The following is a 25080-nucleotide window of genomic DNA, read 5'->3' on the forward strand; positions in this document are numbered from 1 at the left end:
TGGGAGCGGGTGCCAAACGGAACAAGGAGAGATTGCCGTGGCCAAGGGCAAGCGGACCTACCAGCCCAACAACCGCCGCCGTGCGCGCGTGCATGGGTTCCGGCTGCGGATGCGCACGCGCGCCGGCCGCGCCATCGTCGCCAACCGTCGTGGCAAGGGCCGTCGCGCACTTACTGCGTGATACTTCGGCTTTCCGGCAGGATTTGACGCTGGTGCTTCCGGCTCGATACCGGATGAGGCGGTCCGCGGAGTTCAGTGCCACCGTCAGTCGTGGTGTGCGTGCGGTTCAACCCGATGTGGTTGTCCACGCGCTCCGCGACGGGATGGACGCATCCGGCCCACGGGTCGGTCTGATCGTGTCCAAAGCCGTCGGGAACGCCGTGGAGCGTCATCGGGTGTCCCGGCGGCTGCGTCATGCTGCTCGCACCGTCATACCGCATCTGGACGCCACCGACCTCGTGGTGATCCGGGCGCGCGCCGGCAGCAGTGGCGCACCGTCGGCGCGGTTGGAGAAGCAGTTGCAGCGCGCTTTCGAGCGTCTCGAGGCGCGGCGCAGGACGTCACCATGATCCGTAGGGCGGGTGCCGGTGTGGCCCGCGGCGTGATCTTCCTGATTCAGCTCTACCGCCACACCGTTTCTCCGCTCCGACTGCCCTCGTGCCGGTTCATGCCGACGTGCAGTCAGTACGCGGTCGACGCCCTCACCGAGTACGGCTTGTTCCGCGGTGCCTGGCTGACGTTGATCCGCCTGCTGAAATGCGGACCGTGGCACCCCGGGGGATGGGATCCCATCCCGGACCGGTGCCCTCACGATCACGAGTCCGTCAGTTCTGATGAGACCGTCTCTGGCGAGATTACCGTCGCCGAAAACCTTGTTGGGGATACCCCAGCGAAGCGAGGGGAGAGCAAGTCGCGTGTTTAATTGGTTCAGCCTGGACATCATCTATTACCCGGTGTCGGCGATCATGTGGGTTTGGTACAAGGCATTCGCCTTCCTCCTCGGCCCGGAAAACTTCTTCGCCTGGGCGCTGTCGGTGATGTTCCTGGTCTTCACCCTGCGCGCGATCCTCTACAAGCCGTTCGTCAAGCAGATCCGCACCACGCGGCAGATGCAGGAACTGCAGCCGCAGATCAAGGCACTGCAGAAGAAGTACGGCAAGGATCGCCAGCGCATGGCGCTGGAGATGCAGAAGCTGCAGCGCGAACACGGGTTCAACCCGATCCTGGGCTGTCTGCCGATGCTGGCGCAGGTGCCGGTGTTCCTTGGCCTGTACCACGTCTTGATGTCCTTCAACCGGACTCAGACCGGCATCGGCCGGTTGGGGTTGTCGGTGGAGGAGAACCGCAGCCTGGCGAACTACGTCTTCAGCGCGACCGACGTCGGCCACTTCCTGGACGCGAATCTGTTCGGTGCGCCGCTGGGCGCGACGATGATCCAGCAGCACGGACTCGAGGCGTTCACGAACTTCAACCGACTGTCGGTGGTCATAGTCGGCGTCCCGATCATGATCCTGGCCGGCATCGCCACGCACTTCAACAGCCGGGCCTCGGTGGCTCGCCAGAGTGTGGAGGCGGCGGCCAATCCGCAGACCGCGATGATGAACAAGCTCGCGCTCTATATCTTCCCGCTAGGTGTGGTGGTCGGCGGACCGTTCCTGCCCCTGGCCGTGATCATCTACTGGCTCGCCAACAACATCTGGACCTACGGCCAGCAGCACTACGTCTTCGGAAAGATCGAGCAGGAAGAAGAAGCCAAGAAGGTCGAGGCGATCGAGCGACGATCGGCGAACGCGCCGGCGCCCGGTGCGAAACCGAATCGCGTACGGAAGTCCGAACCCGCCAGCCCGGTCGAGATCACTGAGTCGGCGGCGCAGGACGCGACGACGACGGAGCAGGACGACGAGCAGAAAGACACGGCGAGTGGATCGGGAGGGTCGAGTGTGAACCGCACGCCCAAGCCCGGTGCGCGCCCCAAGAAGCGGAAACGGTGACCAGTTCTCACGCTGGCTACAAGTAGGGAGAAGACGATATGACGGACGCACAGACGACCGAACCCGGCGCGGAGCTGGAGGAGGACACCCAGTCCGCACCCAAGAGCGAGGACGACCTCGAGGAGCGACTGGTCGCGGAAGGCGAGATCGCCGGCGACTACCTCGAGGAGCTGCTCGACCTGCTGGACTTCGATGGCGATATCGATCTGGATGTCGAGGGTGACCGTGCCGTGGTGAGCATCGACGGCGGCGGCGATCTGAGCAAGCTGGTGGGTCGCAAAGGTGAGGTACTGGACGCCCTCCAGGAGCTGACCCGGTTGGCGGTGCATCAGAAGACCGGTGAGCGCAGTCGGCTGATGCTGGACATCGCGCGGTGGCGTCGCCGCCGCCGCGACGAACTCGCGGCACTGGGTGACAAGGTGGCCCGCCGCGTGTTGGAGTCGGGGGAGCGCGAGGAACTGGCTCCGATGACCCCGTTCGAGCGGAAGATCGTTCACGACGCGGTGGCGGCGGTCGATGGAGTCCGCAGCGAGAGCGAGGGCGTCGAGCCGTCGCGCCGCGTCGTCGTACTGCTTGGCTGAGTTTTAGTTACACAGGTGTAGTTCGTTTGCGGCGACGGTGCCGTTGGGAGTTCGGAGGATGTTTCACGTGAAACATGGACCGGTCCCCGCGGCACCGGACGCCGCGGCGGGAGTCTTCGGCGATCGCCTGGAGGCTGCCGAACGGTACGCGGCAATCCTGGCCGGTGCCGGTGTCGAGTGGGGTCTGATTGGTCCGCGGGAAGTGGACCGGCTCTGGGATCGACACATTCTCAACAGCTCGGCTCTCGGAGAGCTTCTCGGCCCCGATGAGCGCGTCGCCGACATCGGCAGCGGCGCCGGCCTCCCGGGTATACCGTTGGCCCTGGCGCGACCCGATATTCATGTCACGTTGATTGAACCGCTGCTGCGACGCAGCGAGTTTCTCCGTGAGGCGGTCGACGAGTTGGGGCTCAATGTGGCAGTGGTTCGCGGTAGGGCTGAGGACGCCGAGGTCCGCGAATCCGTCGGAGAGTTGGACGTGGTGACCTCGCGTGCGGTCGCCTCGCTGGACAAGTTGACGCGATGGAGCATGCCGCTGCTTCGCGTCGACGGAAGGATGCTCGCCCTCAAGGGCGAGCGCGCTGAGGCTGAGATCGAAGAGCACCGGCGTGTGATGGCTTCCCTGGGTGCAGTCGATGCCAGGGTGGTGAAATGTGGCGTGAACTATTTGAACCCGCCCGTAACCGTCGTCGCCGTGCGGCGCGTGGCGGTGAAACCGGGCAACCGGTCAACGGGCAGAGCCTCCGGGTCGCGGGGGAGATCGGGCAGGAGATGAGGATGGGTTCTGATCGGCGGGCAACCGCTGGCGCGGGTGGTACACCCGCCGTTTCACGTGAAACGGTTTCACGTGAAACATGGAAAAACAGCAGCAGCACCCCGTGGTCGACGGACGCCAGCATGGACACCCCGATTGCGGCCGAGGCGGAGCAGGCGACTCGAGTGCTGCACACCTCGCACGGGCAGCTTCCCCGGCCGGCGCGGCAACGTGTGTTCACGATCGCCAACCAGAAGGGCGGGGTGGGCAAGACGACCACGGCGGTGAACGTCGCGGCGGCACTCGCGCTGCAGGGACTGCGGACGTTGGTGATCGACCTCGACCCGCAGGGCAACGCCAGCACGGCGTTGGGGATCGAACATCGCCCCGGCACCCCGTCCTCCTACGAGGTGCTCATTGGAGAGATCCCGGTGGAGGAAGCCCTTCAGCAGAGCCCGCACAGCAGCCGGCTGTTCTGCATTCCCGCGACGATCGACCTGGCCGGCGCCGAGATCGAGTTGGTCAGCATGGTGGCCCGCGAAGGGCGGTTGCGGTCGGCGCTCGCGGCGCTGGCGAATCACAACTTCGACTACGTCTTCATCGACTGCCCGCCGTCTCTGGGGTTGCTCACCATCAACGCTCTCGTGGCCGCGCCCGAGGTGCTGATCCCGATCCAGTGCGAGTACTACGCGCTGGAAGGGGTGGGGCAGCTGCTGCGCAACATCGAGATGGTGAAGGCGCATCTCAACCCGGAGCTGTCGGTGTCCACCGTGATACTGACGATGTACGACGGGCGGACGAAGCTGGCCGATCAGGTCGCCGAGGATGTACGGGAGCACTTCGGCGAGAAGGTGTTGCGCACGGTCATCCCGCGGAGCGTGAAGGTGTCGGAAGCCCCCGGGTACGGGATGACGATCCTCGATTACGATCCGGGATCCCGCGGTGCGTTGAGTTACCTCGACGCCAGCCGCGAGATCGCAGAGCGCGGGGCACCGCCCCGCGCGCAGTAGGCGTCAGTAACCAACGGCCAGTAGACAGACAGCGGACGGCAGCGATGAGCAGGAGACGACCATGAATCAGCCGGCACGGAAGCGGAGTGGCTTGGGCAGGGGACTGGCAGCCCTCATTCCGACCGGTCCCGCTGAGGACGGTACCGATGTCCTGAGCCCCAAGATCGGCGCGAGCGCAGCCGACGTTCTGCTCGGGCCCTCGCCTGGATCGAATGACGCTGGGACAACGGCCACGATGTCCTCGGCCACCGACGGGTCCCACCCGGTCCTCGCCGGGGATGTCGGCGCGACGTACCGGGAGATCGATCCCAGCCTGATCCAGCCGAATCCGCGTCAGCCGCGCCAGGTGTTCGACGAGGAGGCGCTGAGCGAGCTGGTGCATTCCATCCGCGAGTTCGGATTGATGCAGCCGATCGTCGTCCGCGCCGTTGAGGAAAACGGTGAGTCCCACTACCAGTTGGTGATGGGCGAGCGACGCTGGCGAGCCGCCCAGCAGGCCGGTCTGGAGGCGATCCCGGCGATCGTCCGCGAGACCGGTGACGACAACATGTTGCGTGACGCGCTGCTGGAGAACATTCACCGGGTACAGCTGAACCCGCTCGAAGAGGCGGCGGCCTACCAACAACTGCTCGACGAATTCGACGTCACCCACGATGAACTTGCCGCCCGGATCGGTCGCTCGCGGCCTTTGATCTCCAACATGATCCGTCTGCTGCGCCTCCCGATCGCCGTGCAGCGGCGGGTCGCGGCCGGCGTGCTGTCCGCGGGCCACGCTCGTGCGCTGCTCGCCTTGGAGGGGGGAGCGGAGAAGCAGGAAGAGCTGGCCGCCCGCATCATCGCGGAGGGCATGTCGGTGCGCGCCACCGAGGAGGCCGTGACACTGGCCAACCGCGACGGCAACACCGCGCCGCCGGCTCCGCGCCGTAAGCCGATCCAGATGCCGGGTCTTCAGGACGTTGCTGAACGGCTCTCGTCAGCCTTCGACACCCGGGTAACGGTGAGTCTCGGCAAACGAAAAGGCAAGATCGTGGTCGAGTTCGGGTCGGTCGACGACCTACAACGCATTGTCGAAATTATGAGTGCCGAAGAGCACTGAAAGCCCACGACCGACTACACCAGGTTGTTCCGTCACTGTGACAGATCAGTGATCAGAGCCGGCAGTCGCGAACGCTGTATCGCGTAAAGCCCCTGTGCGGCATAGCAATTCACTTCGGAGGCCGAACTCGATGAGATTTTCGGGGCGCAGTGGGCCGACTCCGGCGGACTCTCCTATCCTTGAAGGGCAGCCACGCACACCGTGTGAAAGCCAGGGACCTCAGTGACAGCACGAATAACACCGCTTCGGCTCGAGGGCTTCGAGCAGCTGCCCAAGCATGCGCGGCGCTGTGTGTTCTGGGAAGTTGATCCGTCCACGGTCGGTGACGACCATCTGACCGATCCCGAATTCGAAAAAGAAGCCTGGCTCTCGATGGTGATGCTCGAGTGGGGGTCGTGTGGTCAACTCGCGGTCACAGCTCGTCCGGACACACTGGAACGGGAGCCGGGTACTCGACCCGACGGCGGCGCCGAAGCCGGCATCGATCTGGTCGCTCCTTCCGATCTGGCTGAGTTGGGGATGCCGCCCGCCGTCATCGACGATCCGTGCTTGGGCTTCGCGTTCTACGCACCTCCGGGTGCGGTACCGCGGGCCCGACTGTTTCCGACCGCTCCGGTGAGTGCCGACGCGATTCTATTGACGGCGATCGGCGTCGAGGGTGCCGAGGATCGCCAATTGTTGTCGCAGAGCCTGTTGGCCGCGGTGGTCAACGATCTGGTGCGACGAGGCGTTCGGGCTTTGGAGGCGTTCGGCTATACCTCGGCCGTGACCGAAATGGCCGACGACGACAGGTTGCCCGGCGAGTTGTCCCCGGCGGTGGCGGTGCTGGGGGACTGCTCGGTCGAAGAGTGCATGCTGACTTCCGATTTTCTCGAAGACGTCGGCTTCACGGTCGTGGCACCGCACCCTTACTTTCCGCGACTGCGTCTGGAACTCGACAAGGGCCTCGGCTGGAAGGCGGAAGTCGAAGCCGCACTCGAGCGGCTCTTGGAGAATGCCCGGATCGAGCTCCCGATCGGTGCCGGGATGTCGGGGGCCGGGGTCGGGGCCAAAAACGTTGCCTCACAACAATCCTGGTGCTCACCCACAGCAGGGCAGGCAGTCGACTGATTACTCACCGGTCTCGGTAGCGATCCGCGAGAGCACCGCGGAAAGCATGCGCGGCCTGGAGAGGAATGGCGAGTGCCCGCCCGGCAACTCGATGGTGTCCACGCCGAGCCTGTCGCGTGCGACGCGACGGGACCAGTCGGGACGCACCATCCGATCGTCGAGGCAAATGATCGATGTCGCGGCTACAGCGGGGAACTGCTTCAGCGGGAACCGCTCACGGTAAGGCGTCCACGCTTGACGTCGGAGCCGCGAAACTGAGGCCTCGGCAACGGAGTCGGCGCAGTCCTCGTAGAAGGCGCGCCGCGCGCGATCAGGATCGGTCCATGATCGGCAATCCCGGGAATCGAGGGCGCCGAGCCCGGACAGGTAGGTGCGGTCCACCATCCCGCCGGCTGTGATCTGTTCAGCGAGGCTGTGTCCGGGTAAGGGGATCAACGCGCAGAGATAGACGAGCCGACGAACGGGCAGCTCGCCGACCACCAGTGGAATGGCGCTACCACCCAGGGAATGGCCTACAACGATGATGTCGTCAGCACGGTCCAGACCGTCGAGCGCCGCGCAGACCACGTCGGCATAGGTTTGCAAGGCGGCCGACGGTTCATCGATCGGCAGATCCGGTGCCACGACCCGGTGGCCTCGCCGAATCAGCTCGGGAGCCAGAAGTTCCCAGCACCATGCCCCATGCCACGCGCCGTGGACCAGTGCAAAGGTCGCCACGTCTCGAGCCTAGGTCGTGTCTCTCGATCGCTGCGAGAACGCCGCACCAGAAGTCACACCGGTTCGTTTTGGCAAACAGCCTCGGGCGCAACACTGTTCGCATTGATTAGACACGCTCTAGGTAGAGGATTGCGGCTCAATGGTGACAGCGATCCGCGGCATACGCACCTCGAGGCCAAAACCTCAGCGCTCACGCACTCACGCCGAACCGGCGCTCACGCACTCACGCCGAGCCGGCGCTCACGCACTCACGCCGAACCGGCGCTCACGCGCCGCGGCTCGCCTGCTGTTCCACCGAAAGCTCATGCGCCAACAACTCGGCGAAAGTGAAAGTGCCCGTCGGACGGTCATTCTTGCCCAACAGATACAGACGCTTGACCGCCGCCAGGATGCCCTCGGCGATCGCATCACGTGTCTGGGTCGACAGCAGCAGCCCACGATCATGCGGATTGGTGATGTAGCCGATGTCCACCTCGACCGTGGGCATCCGGGTCAGCCGGAGCAGATCCCAGGTCCGGCCGTGGGACCGGCAGTCACGTAAACCGGTGCGCGCCACCACTTCCCGCTGAATGAAGTCGGCGAGGTTGCGGCCGATGCTGGACACCGAGCCATGAGAATTCCCGAAGTGGAACGAGGCCACGCCATTCGCGGATGCGGAACGCTGACTCTCACAGCGCAGGCTGATCATCAGATCCGCACCCACCCGGTTGGCGGTGGCGGCCCGTTCGGCGTCCAGTGGGCTGCGGTTTGCCGGCCGGGAGATGAACGTCTCCATGCCGATCGCAGTCATCCGGCCTTCCAGCCGACTTGCCAAGTCCCACAAGATGTCTGCTTCGCTGATCGGACCGTCGGGCCCGTTCATGATCATCCCGTGATCGGTTCCGCCGCGGCCCGGATCGATGATGACGTGCTTACCTGACAGCTGCGGACCCGAGCTTCGCACCCGCTCTTCTTCCCGGATCGCGTGCGGTGACCCACCGGTCACCCGCGAACCCAGGAAATACAACGAGCGCAACGTTTCCGGTCCACAGATTCCGTCGGGGTACAGCCCGTACTCACGCTGGTAGGACGACAATGCATTGTGAGTCTGCAGGCCGAAATGCCCGTCGACCATGCCGGTGTAGAAACCGAGGTCCTGCAGGCGGGCCTGCAAAGTCGCCACATCGTCGCCGTACATGGGCGCACCGAATTGATGAGTCAGAGTGCGGGCCCCCAGCCGGTAGGAGGCCTCGCGCAGGGCGCGATAGGTGGCCTCTCCGACGATTCCGTCGACCAACAGGCCTCGGTGCTGCTGAAACGCCCGGACAGCGCTGTCGAGCTCGTCATCGAATGCGTCGAGCGCAACATGCCTACCCGTACTCAGGTCGGCGTCGGGGTTGTCGATCAGACCCAGCGCGGCAAAGGCCGCCCGGATCTCGGTGACTGCTCCGCCACGATCACCGCGACGCAGACTCGACATTGGGGCCCCTCCATGCTGGTTTCCGGCCATCTGCCGGGCAAGCTAGCCAGCATTATCTCAGATATCGACCACAATCCGGAAAACGCCAGGCGTATCCCCGGGTGTGTGCCGTGAGTGAACTCAGAGTGCGTCGGCCAGTTCCCGCAGCAGGGCGGCCTTGCCCTTCGCGCCGACGATGCGCTTCACCGGCGCGCCGTCCTTGAACAGGATCAACGTCGGGATGGACACCACCTGGAAGTCACGCGCGGTGGCCGGGTTGGCGTCCACGTCGAGCTTCGCGACCCGCAGCTCACCGGCCTTCTCACCCGCGATCTCCTCGAGCACCGGGGCCACCATCTTGCACGGCCCGCACCAGGTGGCCCAGAAATCGACCAGGACCGGTGTGCTGCTGGTCAGAACGTCTTCGGAGAATGAATCGTCGGTGACCGTTACTGTTGCGCTGTCCGCACTCATGGAGCTCTCCTGTCGGATGGAATCTATTGGGGGTCAGTCGTTGTCGGCGAGCCAACGCTCGGTGTCGATCGCGGCCGAACAGCCGCTGCCCGCGGCGGTGATGGCCTGGCGGTAGGTGTGGTCGACGAGGTCGCCCGCGGCGAACACCCCGTCGAGCGTGGTCGCAGTGGTACGACCGACCACCTGCACGTAGCCCTCGTCGTCGAGGTCGATCTGGCCGCGCACGAGCTCTGAGCGTGGATCGTGACCGATCGCGACGAACACGCCGGTCACCTCGAGCTTGGACTCCTCGCCGGTGACGGTGTCACGCAACCGCACACCCGTCACCTTGGGATCGCCCTCGATCTGGGTGATCTCGGTGTTGGTCAGGAAGGTGATCTTCTCGTTGGCCTTGGCCCGCTCCAGCATGATCTTGGAGGCGCGGAACTCGTTGCGACGGTGGATGAGAGTCACCGAACGGGCGAACCGGGTGAGGAACGTCGCCTCTTCCATCGCAGAGTCGCCACCGCCGACCACGATGATGTCCTCGTCGCGGAAGAAGAATCCGTCGCAGGTGGCGCAGGTGCTCACACCCATGCCGGTCAGGGCCTCTTCGCCGGGCACACCGAGGTGCCGCGCGGCGGCACCCATGGCCAGGATCACCGACCGGGCCCGGTGGGTCTCGTCCCCGACTGTGACCGATTTCACCGGGCCGGTGAGGTCGACGGCGTCGACGTCCTCCATACGCAGATCCGCACCGAAGCGCAGGGCCTGCTCACGCATCTCGTCCATCAACTCGGGACCGGTGATGCCCTCACGGAACCCCGGGTAGTTCTCCACCTCGGTGGTGGTCATCAGCGCGCCGCCGAACTGGGTGCCCTCGAACACCAGCGGCTTCAGCTGGGCGCGGGCAGCGTAGATGGCTGCGGTGTAACCGGCGGGGCCGGAACCGATGATGATGACGTCGTGGACCGTCGCTGAGGAGGACATGTAGGCCTTTCTGCCGTACTCGGCACGGGTTGCAACGTCAGCCTAGGCCGGATGTGTTCCCACCTGGCGCGCAGGACAGCCTACGGACGATTCACCGGGCGTTTGACCACGGTGTTGGCCAACGACCCGGTATGAGCGGCGTCACAGTCTGCGGGGAGGACCAACCCCACGATGGCGTCGGGATCTGCGGGGGCTTTCGGTGGCACCAGCATCAACACCCCTTGGCGACCGCTCACCTCGAGCGGTCGGGCGCCGAGGATCGCGACGTCGGGTGGATAGCCCAGGGCGGAAAGGCAGGCGCCGCGGCGCCGGGGGTCGGTCAGCGGCCCCAGATCGGGCGGGACCGACAGCAGGCCCTGGATCTGGGGTTCGGACAGACCGATCGCGGCCCGGGGCGGGGAGACCGTGATCTGGCCGACGCTGGTCCTCGTCGAAGGCGCGTGGCCGGTCGGGTGCATCAGGACGATCCCGCCCACCACCACGGCCACCAACGCTGCGCCGGACCCGGCGACGGCGGCGATCGACTTCCAGCGGCGGGTGGACGGCGGCCGCGGGGCCGGTACGGCACGCAGTGCCTCCGACAGGCGGGCGCTCACCTCGGCAGGTACCGGGGGAGCCGAGGAGCGGTCCTGGGCCAACTCGGCCAGATCGCGGCGGACCTGATCCAGCGCGGCCAGGGTGTTCCTGGCGTCCGGTCCGGCCAGCGGGTCGGTGCGCACCCTTCGGCGGATACGCGCGGCGGTGTCATCGTCGAGCAACCCGGCCTGCAGGTCGGCGAGCAGCTCAGCAGGAATCGGACCGTCCGACGGCACTCGGGGTGTGCTGCCGTTCATCGGCTTCAAAATACTGGAGCAGGCCGGCCAGCTTGTGCCTGGCGCGGGAACACCGGCTCTTCACGGTGCCCTCCGCGACCCCGAGGAGCAGCGCCGTCTCGGCCACCGAATAGCCCTGCATGTCGACGGCCACCACCGCGGCGCGCTGCTCCAGCGGCAGCTGCATCAACGCCCGCTCCACCACGATCGTGGTCGCCACGCGGGGCGCCGGGTCGCCGGCCGGGTCGCGCAGATGAGTGAAGTGGTCAAGCTCGTGTTCGGAGGCGGTGTGCTGGTGGCGAGACCGGCGTACCCGGTCCAGGCAGGCATTCACCACGATCCGGTACAGCCAGCTGCTGACCGCCGAGTCGTGGCGGAACGAGGCTGCCGTGCGATGTGCCGACAGCAACGCGTCCTGGACGGCGTCGTCGGCGTCCTCGTGGTGATGGCTGGTGAGAAACGCCAACCGACGCAACTGACCGTGGTGCCGGTTCACCAGCTCCTCGAACGCGTAACGGTCCCCGGCGACGTGGGCCGCCAGCAGTTCGGCATCGGAACGCGCGGCGGCCCCCTCGTCCCGGTGCCCCCGGATCCTTGCTGTGACCGGCTTCCCGGTCCCCCCGAACCTTCCCACCCGCTGAACTTAAACGCTGTGCGGGAGCTGCCAGGACACTTGTTTGACCAACCGGGTATTACGCCAGGTCAAGAACCTGTCGGGGCTGGGGATGACGGGTCAGGAGGCGGCTTTGAGGGTGATTTCGGAGATGTCGGTACGGCTCTTGCCGTCCACGGTGCCCAGCGTCGTGATCCACACCAGCACGTAGGAGGTGGACGACGCCTTGTCCACCGAGATGGTGTTGGAGCCGGGCTTCAGCGGGGTCGGAGGGGTCAGTTCGGTGGTGTCCGACAGGGACGAAGGAGTGGCCGACTGGGCCGAGCGGATCTGCACCGACGTGCCGGTGCTGGTCACGTTGAGGGTGACCGAGCCGATCGTGGTCGGCTGCGGCAGTTGCAGCATCAGGCCGACGCCGTTCTTGAACCCGGGGAACGGGGCGGGATCCGAATACGTGTCGGTGGACCACGCCGTGCTGGTGCTGCCGTCGATGGCCTGCCCGGCCGTAGCCGGTGAATCGGCTTCGCCCTCGGGTGAGAATACCGTCGCCCGAACGGGTTTCACCGTGCTTCCGGTCGCGGCCGAGGAATCGTCCTGGTTCTCGGAGCTGCTCGCAGACGGTGCATTCAGGCCGAGTTCGTCGCGGTTGAGACCACCGCCGACGTCGCCGAAGATGCTGTTGAGCACGGAGGCCAGTACCAGCAGCGCCACGAGGATGACGGCGGCGCCCACGCTCACCCCGATGATGATGCCCTTGCGGCGCCGGGCCTCGGCGGCTTCGTGTTCCTCGGGGGTTTCGTGTGGGCGGACCGGAGCTGCCGGGGCGGGCTTCTCCTCGACCGAACCCGTCATCAGCTCGGTCCGATCGGCGATTGCAGTGGCCTGTTGCAGCAGGTTCAAAAGAGTTGGAGCGCTTCGGATTCCACCACCGGGCTGGACGGCTCGGGCGGCCGCCGCCGAGATCTGGAACGGGATGTCGCGGTCGATGGCGCGCGGCTCGACCGGCTGCCCGGCCGAATCCAGGGCGGCCGGGTCCAGCCCGCTGCGTGATCCGGACTCCGGTAGCGGCCAGCGGTTGACCAGCAGCGCGTACAGCGCCGCGCCGATGCCGCGGATGTCGTCATCGGGCGTCGCGTCGGGCATGGTGGCCGGGAAGGCCAGTGCCACATCGCCTTCGATGCTCACCCGCACCCGGCTGGGATGATCGATGGAGAGGGCCACCCCGGCGCGGTGGGCGGCTTCGGCGGCAGCGGCCAGCGACTGGATGGCGCGGGCCCCGCCGATCGGGGAGGGGGACGTATCCGCGACCTCGGCCAGCGAGCCGCCGCGGATCCACTCCGAGACGATCAGGCCGCCGGATCCGCTGTGCGCCACGTCGAGCACCCGGGCGATGCCGGGGACGTCGATGCGGCTGAGTTTGAGGGTGCGCGAGAGGATCTCCTGCACCTGCGCATCGGGCATGGTGGCATCGGGGTCGACGAAGGTCAGCGCCACCTGCCGGTCCAGCGCGGTGTCGAGCGCCTGCCAGAACTGCAGGTGCGGCGGGCCGCCGTGGGAAACCAGGAGCCGGTAGCGGCCCTCGGCGATGGTCGCCCCGGGGATGAGGTGCACATCGTCGTCGTCCGATTCCAGCGCGGCCTCGTGGGGCGAGGCGAACGAAATCGGCTCGCGGGTCGGGTCGCCGCCGTAGTCGGTGGCCGGTCGGGTCGTCCCGTTCGGCCGGCTCGTAGAAGGCTCGCCGGATCCGGTGTCCTCCCCGGTGCCTTCGTCCGTCCGGCTGCCCGGATCGGCGGATGGCACGTCCGGATGGAACTCGTCGGCGGCCGGGCGCGGCAACTTCGTAGTGTCGGTTGTCATCCCGGAATTTGAGGTGGCGTCCGGTGCCGGACCGTCCGCGGATTCGTCGGTCACCGGTGATCCTTTCCACATCCCCGCTCCGGCAACGCCTGCCGGAGTCCCGCCGCCGGCGGCTGCCGGGCTCGACGGCCACTCAGTAGGAGAAGAATTCCTCTGATCAGGGTACGTGACGGGTGTTGCAGGATGAGGCCTGACGGGCGGCGAAGTTATTTCCATGGCTACCTGTCCGGCCGCCGGCTGAGGTGCGGGACGCGGCCGCCCGAGCCGACGGCGGACCACAGCCAGCGCCGATTGCGCTTCCGGAACCCGGGCGGCCAGCATCACGCCGGCAATGATCGGGACCATGATCACGCCGAGGGCGAGCAGGCGTAGCAGCGAACCGGCGGCACCGGCGTGCTCGGTGAGCGAATCCAGCCCCAGCAACCGGTCGGCAGCGTGCGCCACCAGGCTCGCGATCAACGACGCCGCGATCGTGACCAGGATGGTGCGGATCACCGCGTCGCGCAGCAGGCGGCCGCCGCGCGGCCGCAGGTGGGCCTTCAGCAGGAAATGCCCGACCACGACCCCGGCCAGGAAACCCAGACCGTTGGCCAGGCCCAGGTAGCCGGCCACCATGTTGGGGTCGTCGGTCAGGTGCGGAGCGAGGAGCGAGCCGATGATCTTGACGGTGGTGATCACCACGATGACGAGGATCGGCGTCCACGGCCGTTCCCGCGCGTAGAACACCCGTAGCTGCAGCAGGACCAGTGCGTAGGGGATCAACGTGAACGCCGACAGCGTGATCGCCATGCCGAGGTAGCCGGCGTCGGTGGCGCTGAAGTTTCCGTAGGCGAACAGCGCGCTGCCGATCGCGGGCCCGCCGACGGTCATCATCGCCACGATCGGGATGAGGGTCACCATGGTCAGTCGGGTCGCCAGGGAGTAATCGTCGAGTACGGCCGGGATGTTGTCGGCCGCCGAGTTGCGGCTCAGGCGCGGCATCACCACGGTCAGCACGGTGACGCCGATCATCCCGAACGGCAGCATCAACACGAGCCACGTGTAGTTGTAGATGGCCGGGCCCGACGCGGACGCGGTGCTGGCGATCTGGTTTCCGACGATCAGGCCGATCTGGCTTATCAGAACGTAGAGCACCATCGCGGCGGCCATGGCACCGAACTTCTTGAGCCGGTCGTCGATGCCCCACAGCGGCCGCAGGCTGACCCGTTCGGCACGGATCGCGGCGAACAACACCGCAGCCTGGGCCACGACACCGAGCGTGGTGCCGATCCCGAGCACCAGCAGCTTGGCCGTACCCATCTCGACCGGGTCGCTCGAGAGCTCCCCGGGCACCAGGACGAAGACGCCCAGGGTCACGATCGCCACCACATTGTTGACCACCGGAGCCCAGGCCGGCGGGCCGAACACGTTGCGGGTGTTGAGGATCGCCATGAACACCGACGACAGACCGTAGAACAGCACCTGCGGCAGCAGCAGGTAGGCGAAGGCGGTGGTCAGCGGGTTGTTCACCTGGGGGTCGTCGCCGAGCATGAGCCGCACCAGCAGCGGCGCGCACAGCACCGACAACACCGTGGTGACCAGCAGAAGTGTGGTCGCCAGGGTCACCAGGCGTCGGACGAAGTCGGTGCCACCGTCGGCGTCGTCACGTTCGGCCCGAGCCAGGACCGGCACGAAGATCGCCGTGAACGTGGCTTCCAGCACCAGTGCGGCCACCATGTTCGGCAGCTGGTTGGCCACCGAGAACGAACTGGTCAACGGGCCTCCGAGCAAGGCCATGAGCAGTACGAACCGGAAGAACCCGGTGATGCGGGAGATCAGGGTGGCAAAGGCCATACCCCACGACCGCGACACCACCGCGGCGTCGGACAACTCCGCGCGCCCGGCCCGGCGGATCGGTCCGGTCGCGTGCGGAATCCTCGGCGGGCCCGGCGGGCGGACCGCAGGTTGGTCGGGCGAGGCCATCAGGGCCGGTCCGGACTCGTCGCCGGAGCCGGCGGGGAAACGGGGGCGGCAGATGCATCGGTGCTGTCGTTGAATGCCATGGCGACGTCGAGCGGGTCGGGGTGCTCGCCCGGCGGGAGGAGGTCCGCGCGGTCGGGCTGACCGCGGAAGCGGTGCCACAACCGGCGTCCGGCGAGCGCCACCAACACGGCCGCGGCCGACAGCGTGATGAAGAACAGCACCTTGCCGTAGGCATTGGAATGCACCGACAGGCGGACCGGCTCACCGAGGGCCAGGCCGTCGGTGGTCTGCAGGCTCACGTCCACCGCCACCCGCTGGGTGAAGTGCACTTCGATCGGCACCCGCAGCGGCAGGTAGCCGGGCGGCAGCTCGATTTCACCCAGGTCGGTGACGGTCATCCCGGGCGGCGCGTCGACCTGCAGCCGCACCCGCACAGGCACCGGCAGGTCGTTGCGCAGGGCCAGCGGCAGCGGGCTGCGCTCGGTGGCCAGGGTGTAGGCCCCACCGGGGTTGACGATCCGCACCGCGCCGAACATGTCGTCGACGCTGTGGGCGACGGCCGCCAACCGCTGCTCGGCCAGGCTCTCGCGGGACTCCGGTGGCACGGATCGGCTGAGCCCGCGCAGCAGGTCCTCCCGAAGCGGGGCGGTGTACTGCATGCCGGTGAGTCCGGTGCGCAAGTCGGTGGTGAGCGCCGCGGTCAGCCCCCACAGCCGGCCGACGACCGACCGGATACCGGTGTCGACCGATGCGTCGACGCCACCGCGGGGGTTGCCGAGCACATCCGGGGGCGCAGGTTGTAGGGGTTGGCGGGGCACCGCATTGCCTTCGGCGATCACCGCGGGCAGCGGGCGCGGCACGGCCAGCCCCGCGTGGATGGTGGTGGCCACCGTGGTGAGGATGGCCTGCGCGTCGGCGGCATCCAGAGACCACACCATCGGTGGCATCAGGATCTGGGTGCGGGGCTGCTCGTCGGGTGTCAGCCCGTGCCAGAGCAGCGCGCCGAGCGCGTCCTGGCGGCGGGCGGTCTGCGAGTCGTGGCGCACCGGTACGTCGAGCGACGGATCCAGATAGGTCGGTGTGCTCGGGTCGGTGCCGGCCGCGGAGAGCGCGGCCCCGACCGCCGCGTCGAAGCCGGCGGCGACCACGCCCTGGCGGTACCGCACCGGTGTCAGGTCGGCGGTCTCGGGCGCATCCGTCTCGGAGTGCTGGGTGCTGACCTGGGCGGCGGCGAGCGCGACCGTTTCGCCCTGGGTGGCCAGCAGGTCCAGCGTCGGCCGGCTGAGCGGACCCTCGGCCAGGATGGTGGCGCCCCGCACCGAGGTGATCCCGAGCAGCTGGTCGACGATGTCGGCGGCGCCCTTGGTGGCGATGGTGCTCAGACCCGGATCGTTGACCCGGTACAGCGCGGCCAGGTCGGCCTGAGCGTAGGTGGTCGGTGCCACGCAGAGTCGCCCGGCCAGGGCGCGCAGCCGGTTCAGCCAACCGATGGCGGCCTCCTGGCCGGCGCCGGGCCGGGTCAGGGTGCCGGGACCGGTGTCGGGTCCGTCGTTGACGACGTAACCACCGGTCATCGCATTGACCGTGACCAGCAGGTCCGGGTCTACGGCAAGGCACAGGGTGGCGCGCAGTTGGCCGCCGGGGTCGATGGTCGGGCCGGTGGCGAAGTCGGCGGCCGACAGCAATGTGTCGAGCCGTCCGCCGGGGGCCAGTGAGGTTGCCAGGCTGTCGTCGATCAACCGCACGGGCACGGTGCCGCCCGGGGCGCCCGGGGCCAGCCGCGGCCGGTCGGCCAGGGGCCAGAGCATTGTCATCCGCACCGGATGCGAGGTGTCCGGAGGCACCACCGAATTGAGGGTGTCCGCGGCCGACATCGAGTCCGAGCTGTTGTCTGAGGTCCGGTCGGTCGGCACGCCGAGGACCGGCAGCAGGAAGCGGGCGTCGTCGAGTTTGGCGGGGGCGCCGTAATCGGGCGTGCCGTTGACGTTGATCAGCACGGGGTAGACGCCGGGTTCGGTGATGTGGAGCGACCCGGCACCGTCGGAGCGCAGCGGGTAGGACAGGGTGAAGGCCACCGACTGGCCGCGCTGCATCTCCGGTGCCAAGGTGACGAAGTCGGCCACCGGCTCGAAGCCGTCGACATCTCCGGTGAGGTCGGTGCGCAGCTGACTCGACGAGGTCACCGCCTGCGCGTGCTCCATCCGGATGTCCACGTCGCGCACCGGCCGGTCACCGACGTTGAGCACTGCCCCGCTGACCGTCAGCACCGATTCACTCGTGGTGGTGACGACCTCGGGTGTGACGCGGTCGATCCGGATCTGGAGGAACGGCAGGGCGCCGGGTTCCGTCGCACTCGCGCGGGGCAGCAGCACGGGCAGCGCGGCGGTCGACCACACCGAGAACAACACCACCACCGCCGCAAGCACCACTGTGTGCGCCAAGAGGGAGAGCCCTCGGCGCACCGCCGGGGCGGCGGTCACGGTCCCTGTCCGCATCCGTTCGTGCGCCGGCGGGGCTGGGGTTGCGCAGAATCGTCGCGGCGGTGAGTGCGGGCATGCGAGTGGGTTTGGGGGCGCCGCCGGGGGGCGCTGCGGGGCAACGGCGGCAAGGCACCCGGCCCGTCCGTGTGCAGCTTGTCGATGAGTTCTCCGGCGACCTCGGCGAGCTTGCGCTCGTCGGCGTAGGCCAACCGGGACGGCAGATCCCGCAGCGGGACCCAGGCGACCTCGGTCACCTCGACGTCGTCGTCGGACAGTTCGCCGCCCTGAAAGCGCAGGAGGTAGTGGTGCACCGTCTTGTGGACCCGGTGTCCCTCGGTGACGAACCAGTAGTCGATGCTGCCGAGCGCGGCCAGCACGTCGCCGCGGATGCCGGTTTCCTCGGCGACCTCGCGGATGGCGGTCTGCTCGGCCGTCTCACCGAGTTCGATATGCCCCTTGGGCAGCGACCACAGCATTCGGCCGCGTCGGTCGACCCGGCCGATCAATGCCGCCACCTGGGTGTCCTTGGGGCCGTCGATTCCATCGATGACCAAGCCACCTGCCGAGGTCTCGTGAACGGTGCGTAGCCGTTCCGGAGGGCGGCGGGGACGCGACTTGCATTGTTTGGACTGGTCACGAGGTGTCGGGGTCGAATTCGCGGTGTCGACGGGGGCTTCGCCGGCGCTGTCGTCGCGGTGTTCGGCATCGTTGGCCTGATCGCTGGGCGGTGGTCCGGCCGGTCTCTGCGCACGACGACGGCCACGGCGCCGGCTGCGGCGCCGTCTTGGTTTGGCCTGTTCGCCGTCCGACACCTATGCGATGGTAGCTGCCATCGGATCGGCCTCCGGCCACACTCGCCGGTTGTGACCACACCGCGAGCATTAGGCTCATCGAACGTGTCCGACGCTGTTGTTACTGATGCCGAATTGCTGGCCGGCGCACTGGTCGCGCTGAACCGCCGGGCCGAGGTGCTGCGTGCGCTCGGTGCGGTGTTCGCTGCGGCGGGCCACGAGCTGTTCCTGGTCGGCGGCAGTGTGCGTGACGCACTGCTCGGCCGGTTGACCGAGCACAGTGATCTCGACTTCACCACCGACGCCCGGCCCGAGCAGATGGTCAAGCTCCTGCGTCCGTGGGCCGATGCCCTGTGGGATACCGGGATCGAGTTCGGCACCGTGGGTGTAGGCAAACGTGTGGGCAACGACGAGCACCGCCTCGAGATCACCACGTTCCGGGCTGACAGTTATGACCAGGTGTCTCGGAATCCGACCGTCGAGTTCGGCGACAACCTCGACGACGACCTGGTGCGCCGCGACTTCACCGTGAATGCCATGGCGGTGCGCATCACGGCCGACGGGCCGGCCGAATTCCATGATCCCCTGCGCGGTTTGGCGGCGATCCAGGCGAAGGTGCTCGACACCCCGTCGGCACCGGAGGTGTCGTTCGGGGACGATCCGCTGCGGATGTTGCGTGCCGCCCGGTTCGTGTCGCAGCTGGGGTTCTCGGTGGCGCCGAGGGTGCTCGAGGCCATGCTGGAGATGGCCCCGCAGCTGGAACGCATCACCGTCGAGCGGGTGGCGGGCGAACTGGACAAGCTGCTGCTCGGCGCGGATCCGGTGGCCGGGGTCGATCTGATGGTGCAGACCGGGCTGGGTGACGTGGTGCTGCCCGAGGTCGGCGAGATGCGGATGGCCATCGACGAACACCATCAGCACAAGGATGTGTACTGGCATTCGCTGACGGTGTTGCGGCAGGCGGTGGATCTCGAAGATTCGGGGCCCGACCTCGTATTGCGTTGGGCCGCATTACTGCACGACATCGGCAAGCCGGGCACACGCAGGCACGAATCCGACGGCGGCGTGAGCTTTCATCACCACGAGGTGGTCGGCGCGAAGATGGCCCGCAAGCGGTTGCGGGCGCTCAAGTACTCCAAGCAGATGGTCGACGACGTGTCGCAGCTGGTGTACCTGCATCTGCGGTTCCACGGCTATGCCGATGACAAGGGCACAGGGAAGTGGACCGACTCGGCGGTGCGCCGGTACGTCACCGATGCCGGCCCGCTGCTGGGCCGTCTGCATAAGCTGGTCCGCGCCGACTGCACGACCAGGAACAAGCGTCGGGCTGCGCGGCTGCAGGCCAACTACGACGATCTGGAGAACCGGATCACCGAACTGGCGGCCCAGGAGGACCTGCAGCGGCTCCGACCGGATCTCGACGGCAACGAGATCATGGAGATCCTCGGCATCCCAGCGGGCCCACAGGTCGGCCAGGCCTGGAAGCACCTCAAGGAGCTCCGGCTCGATCACGGACCGCTGTCCCGTGAGCAGGCCGTCGAGGAATTGCTGACATGGTGGAACGCCAGGAGCTGATCGTGCGTCTGATCAAACATGGACTACTGCCTGGGTGACCCCGACGGGACCGCGACCATCTTCACCGGTGTGCCCGATGTGGATGTGGACGGCGACGGCAGCCTCGACGGCATCGGCCTGGATGTCGACGGGGACGGCCGCATCGACGACGTGATGGCCGATCTGGACGGGGATGGCATCGCCGAGCGTGCGGTGCTCGATGCCGACGACGACGGCCACGTCGAAAGCTATTTCTCCGACGATGGTTCGGGTGTTTGGGCCGTGCGCGTGGACCGGTCCGGACAGGTGCGCTGGTTCGGGCTGGACGGGGTGGAAGCGACCGGGGGTCCGATGGTCGATTTCGACGGGGACGGCGCCACCGACGACCGGTTGATCGACGTCGACGGGGACGGCCTGGCCGACCGGGCATTGACCGGGGACCTGGCGTATGTGGACGCCGACGGGGACGGTCGTTGGGATATGAAGCTGGCCGATACCGACGGGGACGGTCGCGCCGACTCGGTCTCGTGAGCGTTGACTCTGCGGTGCGGGCGTAGGCCTCTTGAACTTTCGCGACCTGAGCGCAGAGTCACACTTTGTCAGTCAACCGCTCAGCCCCGCCCGGCACCCGGCGGCCCGGCGAAGGCCTGCGCGATCGTCAGCCACGTGGCGGCATCGTCACCTACTGCCGTCACGTCCAGTTCCGCGGCTGCCCGGCGCTGGGTGACCAGCATGCAGAAATCCTCGGCAGACCCCGTCACGCGCTGCTGCGCGTCGTCCGGTCCCCACTCCCACAGCGTGCCGTCGGGCGCGCGGAGCTCGACCCGGAACGGCTCGGCAGGCGGCGTCAGCCCGTGCACGGTGAACGCGAAATCCCTTGTGCGCACGCCGATGTGGGCGATCGATCGCAGCCGCCCGGTGACGGGACGACGTACGCCCAGCGCGTCGGCCACATCGAGGCCGTGCGCCCAGGTCTCCATCATCCGGGCGGTAGCCATCGACGTCGCGCTCATCGGCGGGCCGAACCACGGCAGCTTGCGGCCCTCGGCCACGTTCGCGAGTTCGGTGTGCAATCTGGTGCGGGTCTGACGCCACTGGGCGAGCAGCTGCTCGGGCGGTGTGAGCGCGAGTTCCTCGGCGGCGGCGTCGACGAACCCGGTCGGGTTCTGCATGGCGTCGGCGAGGAGGGCGTCGAAGCCGGCCTGGTCGGTGATGGCGACGACCGACACCCGATCGGTCCACATCAGGTGGGCGATCTGGTGGGCGATGGTCCACCCCTCGGCCGGGGTGGCGGTGGCCCAGCGCTCCGGCGCAAGGTCGGCTACCAGGGCATCGAGTGCGTCGCTCTCGGCGGACAGGTCGGCCACGATCGGCCCGGCGCTCACCATGGCGGTCAGCCTAGACCCGGCGATCAGCCCGGTTCGGGGATGCCACCGCGGCATGCAGTCCGAGCCCGATCAGGTAGGCCACGGCCCCGGCGACCACCAGCCCGGGTGAGTGTCCATCGGCGGGGATCACCGCGGCCGCCATCGCGATCGCCGCGACGAACGCGATCCAGAACAGCGCATCCTGCACGGTGAACACGTGACCGCGCAGGGCGTCGTCGACGTCGATCTGCATCGCCGAGTCCGCGCAGAGTTTCACCAGCTGCCCGGCGGCGCCGAGCAGCAGGCCACTCGCCAGCATCACCGGTACATGCAGCCCGATGGCCACCAGCTGGATCACCACGGCGAGGCCGAGGGCACCGTTGGCCGTCGCATAGCGCCCGAACCGGCTGATCAATGCGGGGGCGGCCACGGTGGCCGCGAACTGTCCGATACCGCCGAACGCCATGAACAGCACCGCGCTCCCCAGCCCGAGCCCGGTCACATCGGGATTGTCGGTGTGCCGGACGATCACCAGCACCAGCAGTGTGTTGATCCCGAATGCCATCCGGTGTGCGGCAAGCCCGGCCAGGGTGCCTGCGACGGGACGGACGGCCCACACCGTGCGGGCACCGTGAACCCAGCCGGTGGACACCGCGTAGGCGACCGAGCCGTGGATGGCGCGTTTGCTCTCGTGCGGGCCCAGCACGTGCGGACCGAAGCGGACCGACAGCCACAGTGCCAGCGCCACCGGGAGCGCCACGATGAAGATGACCACCGAGGCTCCGGTGTCGTCGGCGCCGACCAGCTCGCGCGGCAGCAGCATGAAGTCCGCACCGAGGAAGGCCGCCAGCGAGCCGATCGCGGTGGCCACCGAGTTCATGGTGACCACCCGGTCGCGCGGCACCACATCGGGCAGCGAGGCCGACAGACCTGACGAGACGAACCGGGTGAACCCGTTGACGATCAGGGCACAGCACAGGATCGGTACGTCGCCGACACCGAAGGACAGCAGCACGCCGACCACGAGCACCACGACCAGCCGTCCCACATTGGCGCCGATGAGGACCAGGCGCCGGTCCCACCGGTCCAGCAGCGCCCCGGCGAACGGGCCGAGCACCGAGTACGGAAGGAACATCACCGCGAACGCCATGGCGATCTGCCACGGCTCGGCTTGGCGCTCAGGGTTGAACAGGATCGCACCGGCCAGCCCGGCCTGGAAGAGGCCGTCGGCGAACTGGCTCACCGCGCGCAACTCCAGCAGTCGGCGAAATTCGGTCATGCCACGCACCGAGTGCCAGAGGGCACGGGGAGCGCGAACATGAACCACCCGATCAACAGTACAAAGCCGCGCCGAAATCCGACCGCGCCCGGGCTTGTTCGCCACGTCTCGGCAATCGCGGTGCCATGATGTAGGCGTGGCGCAGTCAGAAGAGCCGGAGGATTTCATCGCGCCTGCGGCGCAGCGGGTACGGCCGGGCACACTCCTGCTCGCCAATACCGATCTGCTCGAGCCGACTTTCCGGCGCAGCGTCATCTACATCGTCGAGCACAACGCCGGTGGCACGCTCGGCGTGGTGTTGAACCGGCCCAGCGAGACGGCGGTCTACAACGTGTTGCCGCAGTGGGCGAAGCTCACGACCAAACCCAAGACGATGTTCATCGGCGGGCCGGTCAAACGGGACTCGGCGCTGTGCCTGGCGACGCTGCGGGTTGGCATGCAGGCCGACGGTGTGCCCGGATTGCGGCACGTGCAGGGCCGCGTGGTGATGGTCGATCTCGACGCGGATCCCGACACACTGGCCCCGGTCATCGAGGGCGTACGGGTATTCGCCGGTTATTCCGGCTGGACCATCGGCCAACTCGACGGCGAGATCGAAAGGGACGACTGGATTGTGCTGTCGGCGTTGCCGTCCGATGTGCTGGCCCAGCCGCGAGTCGATCTGTGGAGCCGGGTGCTGCGTCGTCAACCGTTGCCGATGTCGCTGTTGGCCACCCATCCGATCGATGTCAGCCGCAACTAGCCCACTGGTTGCACTCCGTCACTTACAAGAGAGCGTGCAGCTGGCGCACGAGCCGGCGCAGTCCGCTCCCGAGCCGGCGACGGCCTCCGCGGCGGCGACGGCCTTGGCGCTCTGCCAGCAGCCGGCGGCGACGGTGGCGATGGCCCCGATGATGCACACCACGACGACCGTCAATCCCGTGTGGGGCGCGGCGGCCAGGGCGGCGGCACCACCGGCCGCGAGCATGACCGCAGCGGCCAGTTGAGTCGGGGCCACAGCCCTCAGGACCGCGCGTACGGGATCACCGGTGCGGGGCCTGGTCAGCAACCACAGCCCGAAAACACCGACGACGACGGCGGCGCTCAAACACAGCAGCGCGGCGATCAGCATGCGCCACACAATACGAGGCGCCGGTCGGAATTGCGAGGTCGGGGCGGGTTCCGGTACGTCAGCCGTGCAGGCCCAGGAGCTGGGGCAAACCCGGCTGCGGAGCGGGTGCGGCCGGGGCCGGAGTAGCTGGCACCGGGGGAGCCGCCGGGGCCGGCGCGCTGACCTTGAACCCGGACACGATCGCATCGGCGGCGTCGGCAGCCGCGGAAACACCCTGGTTGGCGGCCGAGGAATTCACCGACAACGACACCAGGTAATGGTCGGGGCCAGCGGTGGCCAGGATGTGCCTGCGTGACGTGTTGAGCACCTGGCTGCCGTCCAGGTAGCTACCTTCGATGAAGGCCGACGGGAAGCCGTTGAAGTCACCCATGGCCATGTCGGTGGCGCGCCAGTTCTGCAACTGCTGGGTGTCGACGTAGCCGTGGCTGGCGGCCTCGACCGGGTCGAAACTGCCGACGAGCTTGTAGACCACCACCTGCGCGTTGGGGGTGTAGAGGTCGGTGCTGGCGCGGTCGGCGATCACCGCGAACGCGTCGGGAACGTTGGGATCGGGCACCTTGGTCCAGCCTGACGGCAGCGGCAGGACGATGCTCAGCGCCTTGAAATCGTGGCTGACCTGGGGCTCCATCTTCACGTCTTTGCTCTTGAAGAATTCGGCAAGGGTGCCTGAGGAGGCCGGGGCGATGGTCTGGGCCAGGGGGACGGGCGCGGCGACCGCGGGCGCCGCCGGGTTTGCCGGATTTGCGGGGGCGACGGGCGCCGCGGCGGGGACGGCCGTGACGGTCTGGGTCACCGTCACCGGACCGGGCACGCTGGGAACCGGAAGGAGGGGTTCGGCGGAGGCGGTTTGACCGGCGAAGCCGACCACCCCGGCCACGCCGACCGCTGTGCCTGCTACCAGCACCCGCCACCGGCGGGTCAACTCGATCATCTCTTGTTCCTCCCGCAAACCATCGCTCCCACCTGGGAACCTCGTCACTAGAGGCCGACACTATCCACGGAGTACCGTCCGCCACCAGCAACTCAACCGACCTGGAACCAACCCCTGACAGTGCCGCGACGCAACCGATACCAAGCCGTGGCCTTCGCCGTCGAAAGACGGGCGGTGAGCTGC

Annotated in this window: 25 protein-coding genes; 12 read left to right on the forward strand and 13 right to left on the reverse strand. The window is 67.6% G+C overall.

What is annotated here, in order from left to right:
- Window positions 1-37: 37 nt before the first annotated feature.
- The 9 genes from rpmH to G6N44_RS17400 all read left to right on the forward strand — a co-directional run bounded on the left by rpmH (window position 38) and on the right by G6N44_RS17400 (window position 6542).
- On the forward strand, window positions 38-181 hold the full coding sequence (rpmH, locus tag G6N44_RS17360; RefSeq protein ID WP_055119217.1) for a 50S ribosomal protein L34: 144 nt from the start codon (window positions 38-40) through the stop codon (window positions 179-181).
- A 31-nt stretch (window positions 182-212) separates the two neighbouring features.
- Window positions 213-569, forward strand: a complete 357-nt coding sequence (gene rnpA / locus G6N44_RS17365) for a ribonuclease P protein component (protein WP_163666013.1) — start codon at window positions 213-215, stop codon at window positions 567-569.
- The gene (gene yidD / locus G6N44_RS17370) at window positions 566-922 is read left to right on the forward strand and encodes a membrane protein insertion efficiency factor YidD (protein ID WP_163666015.1); all 357 of its coding nucleotides are present in this window, start codon (window positions 566-568) and stop codon (window positions 920-922) included. The genes rnpA and yidD overlap by 4 nt, the downstream gene beginning before the upstream one ends.
- Window positions 915-1991, forward strand: a complete 1077-nt coding sequence (yidC, locus tag G6N44_RS17375) for a membrane protein insertase YidC (RefSeq protein ID WP_163666017.1) — start codon at window positions 915-917, stop codon at window positions 1989-1991. The genes yidD and yidC overlap by 8 nt, the downstream gene beginning before the upstream one ends.
- A gap of 38 nt (window positions 1992-2029) precedes the next feature.
- Window positions 2030-2572, forward strand: coding sequence for a Jag family protein (locus tag G6N44_RS17380; protein WP_055119208.1), 543 nt, complete (start codon window positions 2030-2032; stop codon window positions 2570-2572).
- 58 nt (window positions 2573-2630) lie between these two features.
- Window positions 2631-3347 (forward strand): 16S rRNA (guanine(527)-N(7))-methyltransferase RsmG, encoded by a 717-nt coding sequence (gene rsmG / locus G6N44_RS17385; protein ID WP_163666019.1) that lies wholly within the window; start codon window positions 2631-2633, stop codon window positions 3345-3347.
- Window positions 3348-3349: 2 nt separating this feature from the next.
- Window positions 3350-4336 (forward strand): ParA family protein, encoded by a 987-nt coding sequence (locus tag G6N44_RS17390; RefSeq protein WP_372508192.1) that lies wholly within the window; start codon window positions 3350-3352, stop codon window positions 4334-4336.
- A 61-nt stretch (window positions 4337-4397) separates the two neighbouring features.
- On the forward strand, window positions 4398-5432 hold the full coding sequence (locus G6N44_RS17395) for a ParB/RepB/Spo0J family partition protein (RefSeq protein ID WP_163666023.1): 1035 nt from the start codon (window positions 4398-4400) through the stop codon (window positions 5430-5432).
- Between the two features lie 222 nt (window positions 5433-5654).
- Window positions 5655-6542, forward strand: coding sequence for an acetyltransferase (locus G6N44_RS17400; RefSeq protein ID WP_163666025.1), 888 nt, complete (start codon window positions 5655-5657; stop codon window positions 6540-6542).
- Here the strand turns inward: G6N44_RS17400 and G6N44_RS17405 are convergent, their stop codons facing one another.
- The 9 genes from G6N44_RS17405 to G6N44_RS17440 form a co-directional block, all read right to left on the reverse strand.
- Entirely contained in the window at window positions 6543-7259 is a 717-nt protein-coding gene (locus G6N44_RS17405; protein WP_163666027.1) for an alpha/beta fold hydrolase, read from the reverse strand. It abuts the gene before it with no gap.
- 265 nt (window positions 7260-7524) lie between these two features.
- Window positions 7525-8718 carry an N-acetylmuramoyl-L-alanine amidase gene (locus G6N44_RS17410; protein WP_163666029.1) on the reverse strand — a complete coding sequence of 398 codons (1194 nt, stop codon included), beginning with the start codon at window positions 8716-8718 and terminating at the stop codon, window positions 7525-7527.
- A gap of 120 nt (window positions 8719-8838) precedes the next feature.
- Entirely contained in the window at window positions 8839-9171 is a 333-nt protein-coding gene (gene trxA / locus G6N44_RS29190) for a thioredoxin (RefSeq protein WP_179964398.1), read from the reverse strand.
- 33 nt (window positions 9172-9204) lie between these two features.
- Complete coding sequence (gene trxB, locus G6N44_RS17415; protein WP_179964399.1) at window positions 9205-10140, reverse strand: thioredoxin-disulfide reductase; 936 nt, start codon at window positions 10138-10140, stop codon at window positions 9205-9207.
- Window positions 10141-10220: 80 nt separating this feature from the next.
- Window positions 10221-10973 carry an RsmA family anti-sigma factor gene (locus G6N44_RS17420; RefSeq protein WP_163666031.1) on the reverse strand — a complete coding sequence of 251 codons (753 nt, stop codon included), beginning with the start codon at window positions 10971-10973 and terminating at the stop codon, window positions 10221-10223.
- Window positions 10924-11544, reverse strand: a complete 621-nt coding sequence (gene sigM, locus G6N44_RS17425; protein ID WP_163670078.1) for an RNA polymerase sigma factor SigM — start codon at window positions 11542-11544, stop codon at window positions 10924-10926. The genes G6N44_RS17420 and sigM overlap by 50 nt, the downstream gene beginning before the upstream one ends.
- Before the next feature lie 141 nt (window positions 11545-11685).
- On the reverse strand, window positions 11686-15384 hold the full coding sequence (gene murJ, locus G6N44_RS17430; RefSeq protein ID WP_163666033.1) for a murein biosynthesis integral membrane protein MurJ: 3699 nt from the start codon (window positions 15382-15384) through the stop codon (window positions 11686-11688).
- Window positions 15384-17864 (reverse strand): DUF6049 family protein, encoded by a 2481-nt coding sequence (locus tag G6N44_RS17435; protein WP_163666035.1) that lies wholly within the window; start codon window positions 17862-17864, stop codon window positions 15384-15386. Before G6N44_RS17435 ends, murJ begins: the two co-directional genes overlap by 1 nt.
- Entirely contained in the window at window positions 17861-18676 is an 816-nt protein-coding gene (locus G6N44_RS17440) for an NUDIX hydrolase (protein WP_163666037.1), read from the reverse strand. The genes G6N44_RS17435 and G6N44_RS17440 overlap by 4 nt, the downstream gene beginning before the upstream one ends.
- 84 nt (window positions 18677-18760) lie before the next feature.
- On the opposite strand from G6N44_RS17440, the gene G6N44_RS17445 reads away from it, so the two are divergent.
- A complete protein-coding gene (locus G6N44_RS17445) occupies window positions 18761-20230 on the forward strand; it encodes a CCA tRNA nucleotidyltransferase (RefSeq protein ID WP_163666039.1) in 1470 nt (489 codons plus the stop codon).
- Window positions 20231-20248: 18 nt separating this feature from the next.
- Window positions 20249-20740 (forward strand): pullulanase, encoded by a 492-nt coding sequence (locus G6N44_RS17450; protein WP_163666041.1) that lies wholly within the window; start codon window positions 20249-20251, stop codon window positions 20738-20740.
- Window positions 20741-20820: 80 nt separating this feature from the next.
- Here G6N44_RS17450 and G6N44_RS17455 read toward each other — a convergent pair whose 3' ends face one another.
- Together G6N44_RS17455 and G6N44_RS17460 are read right to left on the reverse strand one after the other, a co-directional pair.
- Window positions 20821-21597, reverse strand: a complete 777-nt coding sequence (locus tag G6N44_RS17455; protein ID WP_163666043.1) for a TIGR03084 family metal-binding protein — start codon at window positions 21595-21597, stop codon at window positions 20821-20823.
- Window positions 21598-21607: 10 nt separating this feature from the next.
- Window positions 21608-22855, reverse strand: coding sequence for an MFS transporter (locus G6N44_RS17460; RefSeq protein ID WP_276039530.1), 1248 nt, complete (start codon window positions 22853-22855; stop codon window positions 21608-21610).
- A 136-nt stretch (window positions 22856-22991) separates the two neighbouring features.
- On the opposite strand from G6N44_RS17460, the gene G6N44_RS17465 reads away from it, so the two are divergent.
- Window positions 22992-23597 carry a YqgE/AlgH family protein gene (locus tag G6N44_RS17465; RefSeq protein WP_163666047.1) on the forward strand — a complete coding sequence of 202 codons (606 nt, stop codon included), beginning with the start codon at window positions 22992-22994 and terminating at the stop codon, window positions 23595-23597.
- An 18-nt stretch (window positions 23598-23615) separates the two neighbouring features.
- Here G6N44_RS17465 and G6N44_RS17470 read toward each other — a convergent pair whose 3' ends face one another.
- Together G6N44_RS17470 and G6N44_RS17475 are read right to left on the reverse strand one after the other, a co-directional pair.
- Window positions 23616-23966 (reverse strand): hypothetical protein, encoded by a 351-nt coding sequence (locus tag G6N44_RS17470; RefSeq protein WP_163666049.1) that lies wholly within the window; start codon window positions 23964-23966, stop codon window positions 23616-23618.
- Window positions 23967-24024: 58 nt separating this feature from the next.
- Window positions 24025-24897, reverse strand: coding sequence for an LpqN/LpqT family lipoprotein (locus G6N44_RS17475; RefSeq protein WP_163666051.1), 873 nt, complete (start codon window positions 24895-24897; stop codon window positions 24025-24027).
- Window positions 24898-25080 lie beyond the last annotated feature (183 nt).

Origin of the sequence: Mycolicibacterium alvei, assembly GCF_010727325.1 — a bacterium.
GTDB lineage: Bacteria > Actinomycetota > Actinomycetes > Mycobacteriales > Mycobacteriaceae > Mycobacterium > Mycobacterium alvei.

Bases quoted from the DNA above. Each gene is read 5' to 3' on its own strand.
- yidD (WP_163666015.1), top strand. From the start codon at position 566: ATGATCCGTAGGGCGGGTGCCGGTGTGGCCCGCGGCGTGATCTTCCTG.
- G6N44_RS17380 (WP_055119208.1), top strand. From the start codon at position 2,030: ATGACGGACGCACAGACGACCGAACCCGGCGCGGAGCTGGAGGAGGAC.
- rsmG (WP_163666019.1), top strand. From the start codon at position 2,631: ATGTTTCACGTGAAACATGGACCGGTCCCCGCGGCACCGGACGCCGCG.
- G6N44_RS17390 (WP_372508192.1), top strand. From the start codon at position 3,350: ATGGGTTCTGATCGGCGGGCAACCGCTGGCGCGGGTGGTACACCCGCC.
- G6N44_RS17395 (WP_163666023.1), top strand. From the start codon at position 4,398: ATGAATCAGCCGGCACGGAAGCGGAGTGGCTTGGGCAGGGGACTGGCA.
- G6N44_RS17410 (WP_163666029.1), bottom strand. From the start codon at position 8,718: ATGTCGAGTCTGCGTCGCGGTGATCGTGGCGGAGCAGTCACCGAGATC.
- trxA (WP_179964398.1), bottom strand. From the start codon at position 9,171: ATGAGTGCGGACAGCGCAACAGTAACGGTCACCGACGATTCATTCTCC.
- trxB (WP_179964399.1), bottom strand. From the start codon at position 10,140: ATGTCCTCCTCAGCGACGGTCCACGACGTCATCATCATCGGTTCCGGC.
- G6N44_RS17420 (WP_163666031.1), bottom strand. From the start codon at position 10,973: ATGAACGGCAGCACACCCCGAGTGCCGTCGGACGGTCCGATTCCTGCT.
- murJ (WP_163666033.1), bottom strand. From the start codon at position 15,384: ATGGCCTCGCCCGACCAACCTGCGGTCCGCCCGCCGGGCCCGCCGAGG.
- G6N44_RS17450 (WP_163666041.1), top strand. From the start codon at position 20,249: ATGGACTACTGCCTGGGTGACCCCGACGGGACCGCGACCATCTTCACC.
- G6N44_RS17455 (WP_163666043.1), bottom strand. From the start codon at position 21,597: ATGGTGAGCGCCGGGCCGATCGTGGCCGACCTGTCCGCCGAGAGCGAC.
- G6N44_RS17460 (WP_276039530.1), bottom strand. From the start codon at position 22,855: ATGACCGAATTTCGCCGACTGCTGGAGTTGCGCGCGGTGAGCCAGTTC.
- G6N44_RS17470 (WP_163666049.1), bottom strand. From the start codon at position 23,966: ATGCTGATCGCCGCGCTGCTGTGTTTGAGCGCCGCCGTCGTCGTCGGT.
- G6N44_RS17475 (WP_163666051.1), bottom strand. From the start codon at position 24,897: ATGATCGAGTTGACCCGCCGGTGGCGGGTGCTGGTAGCAGGCACAGCG.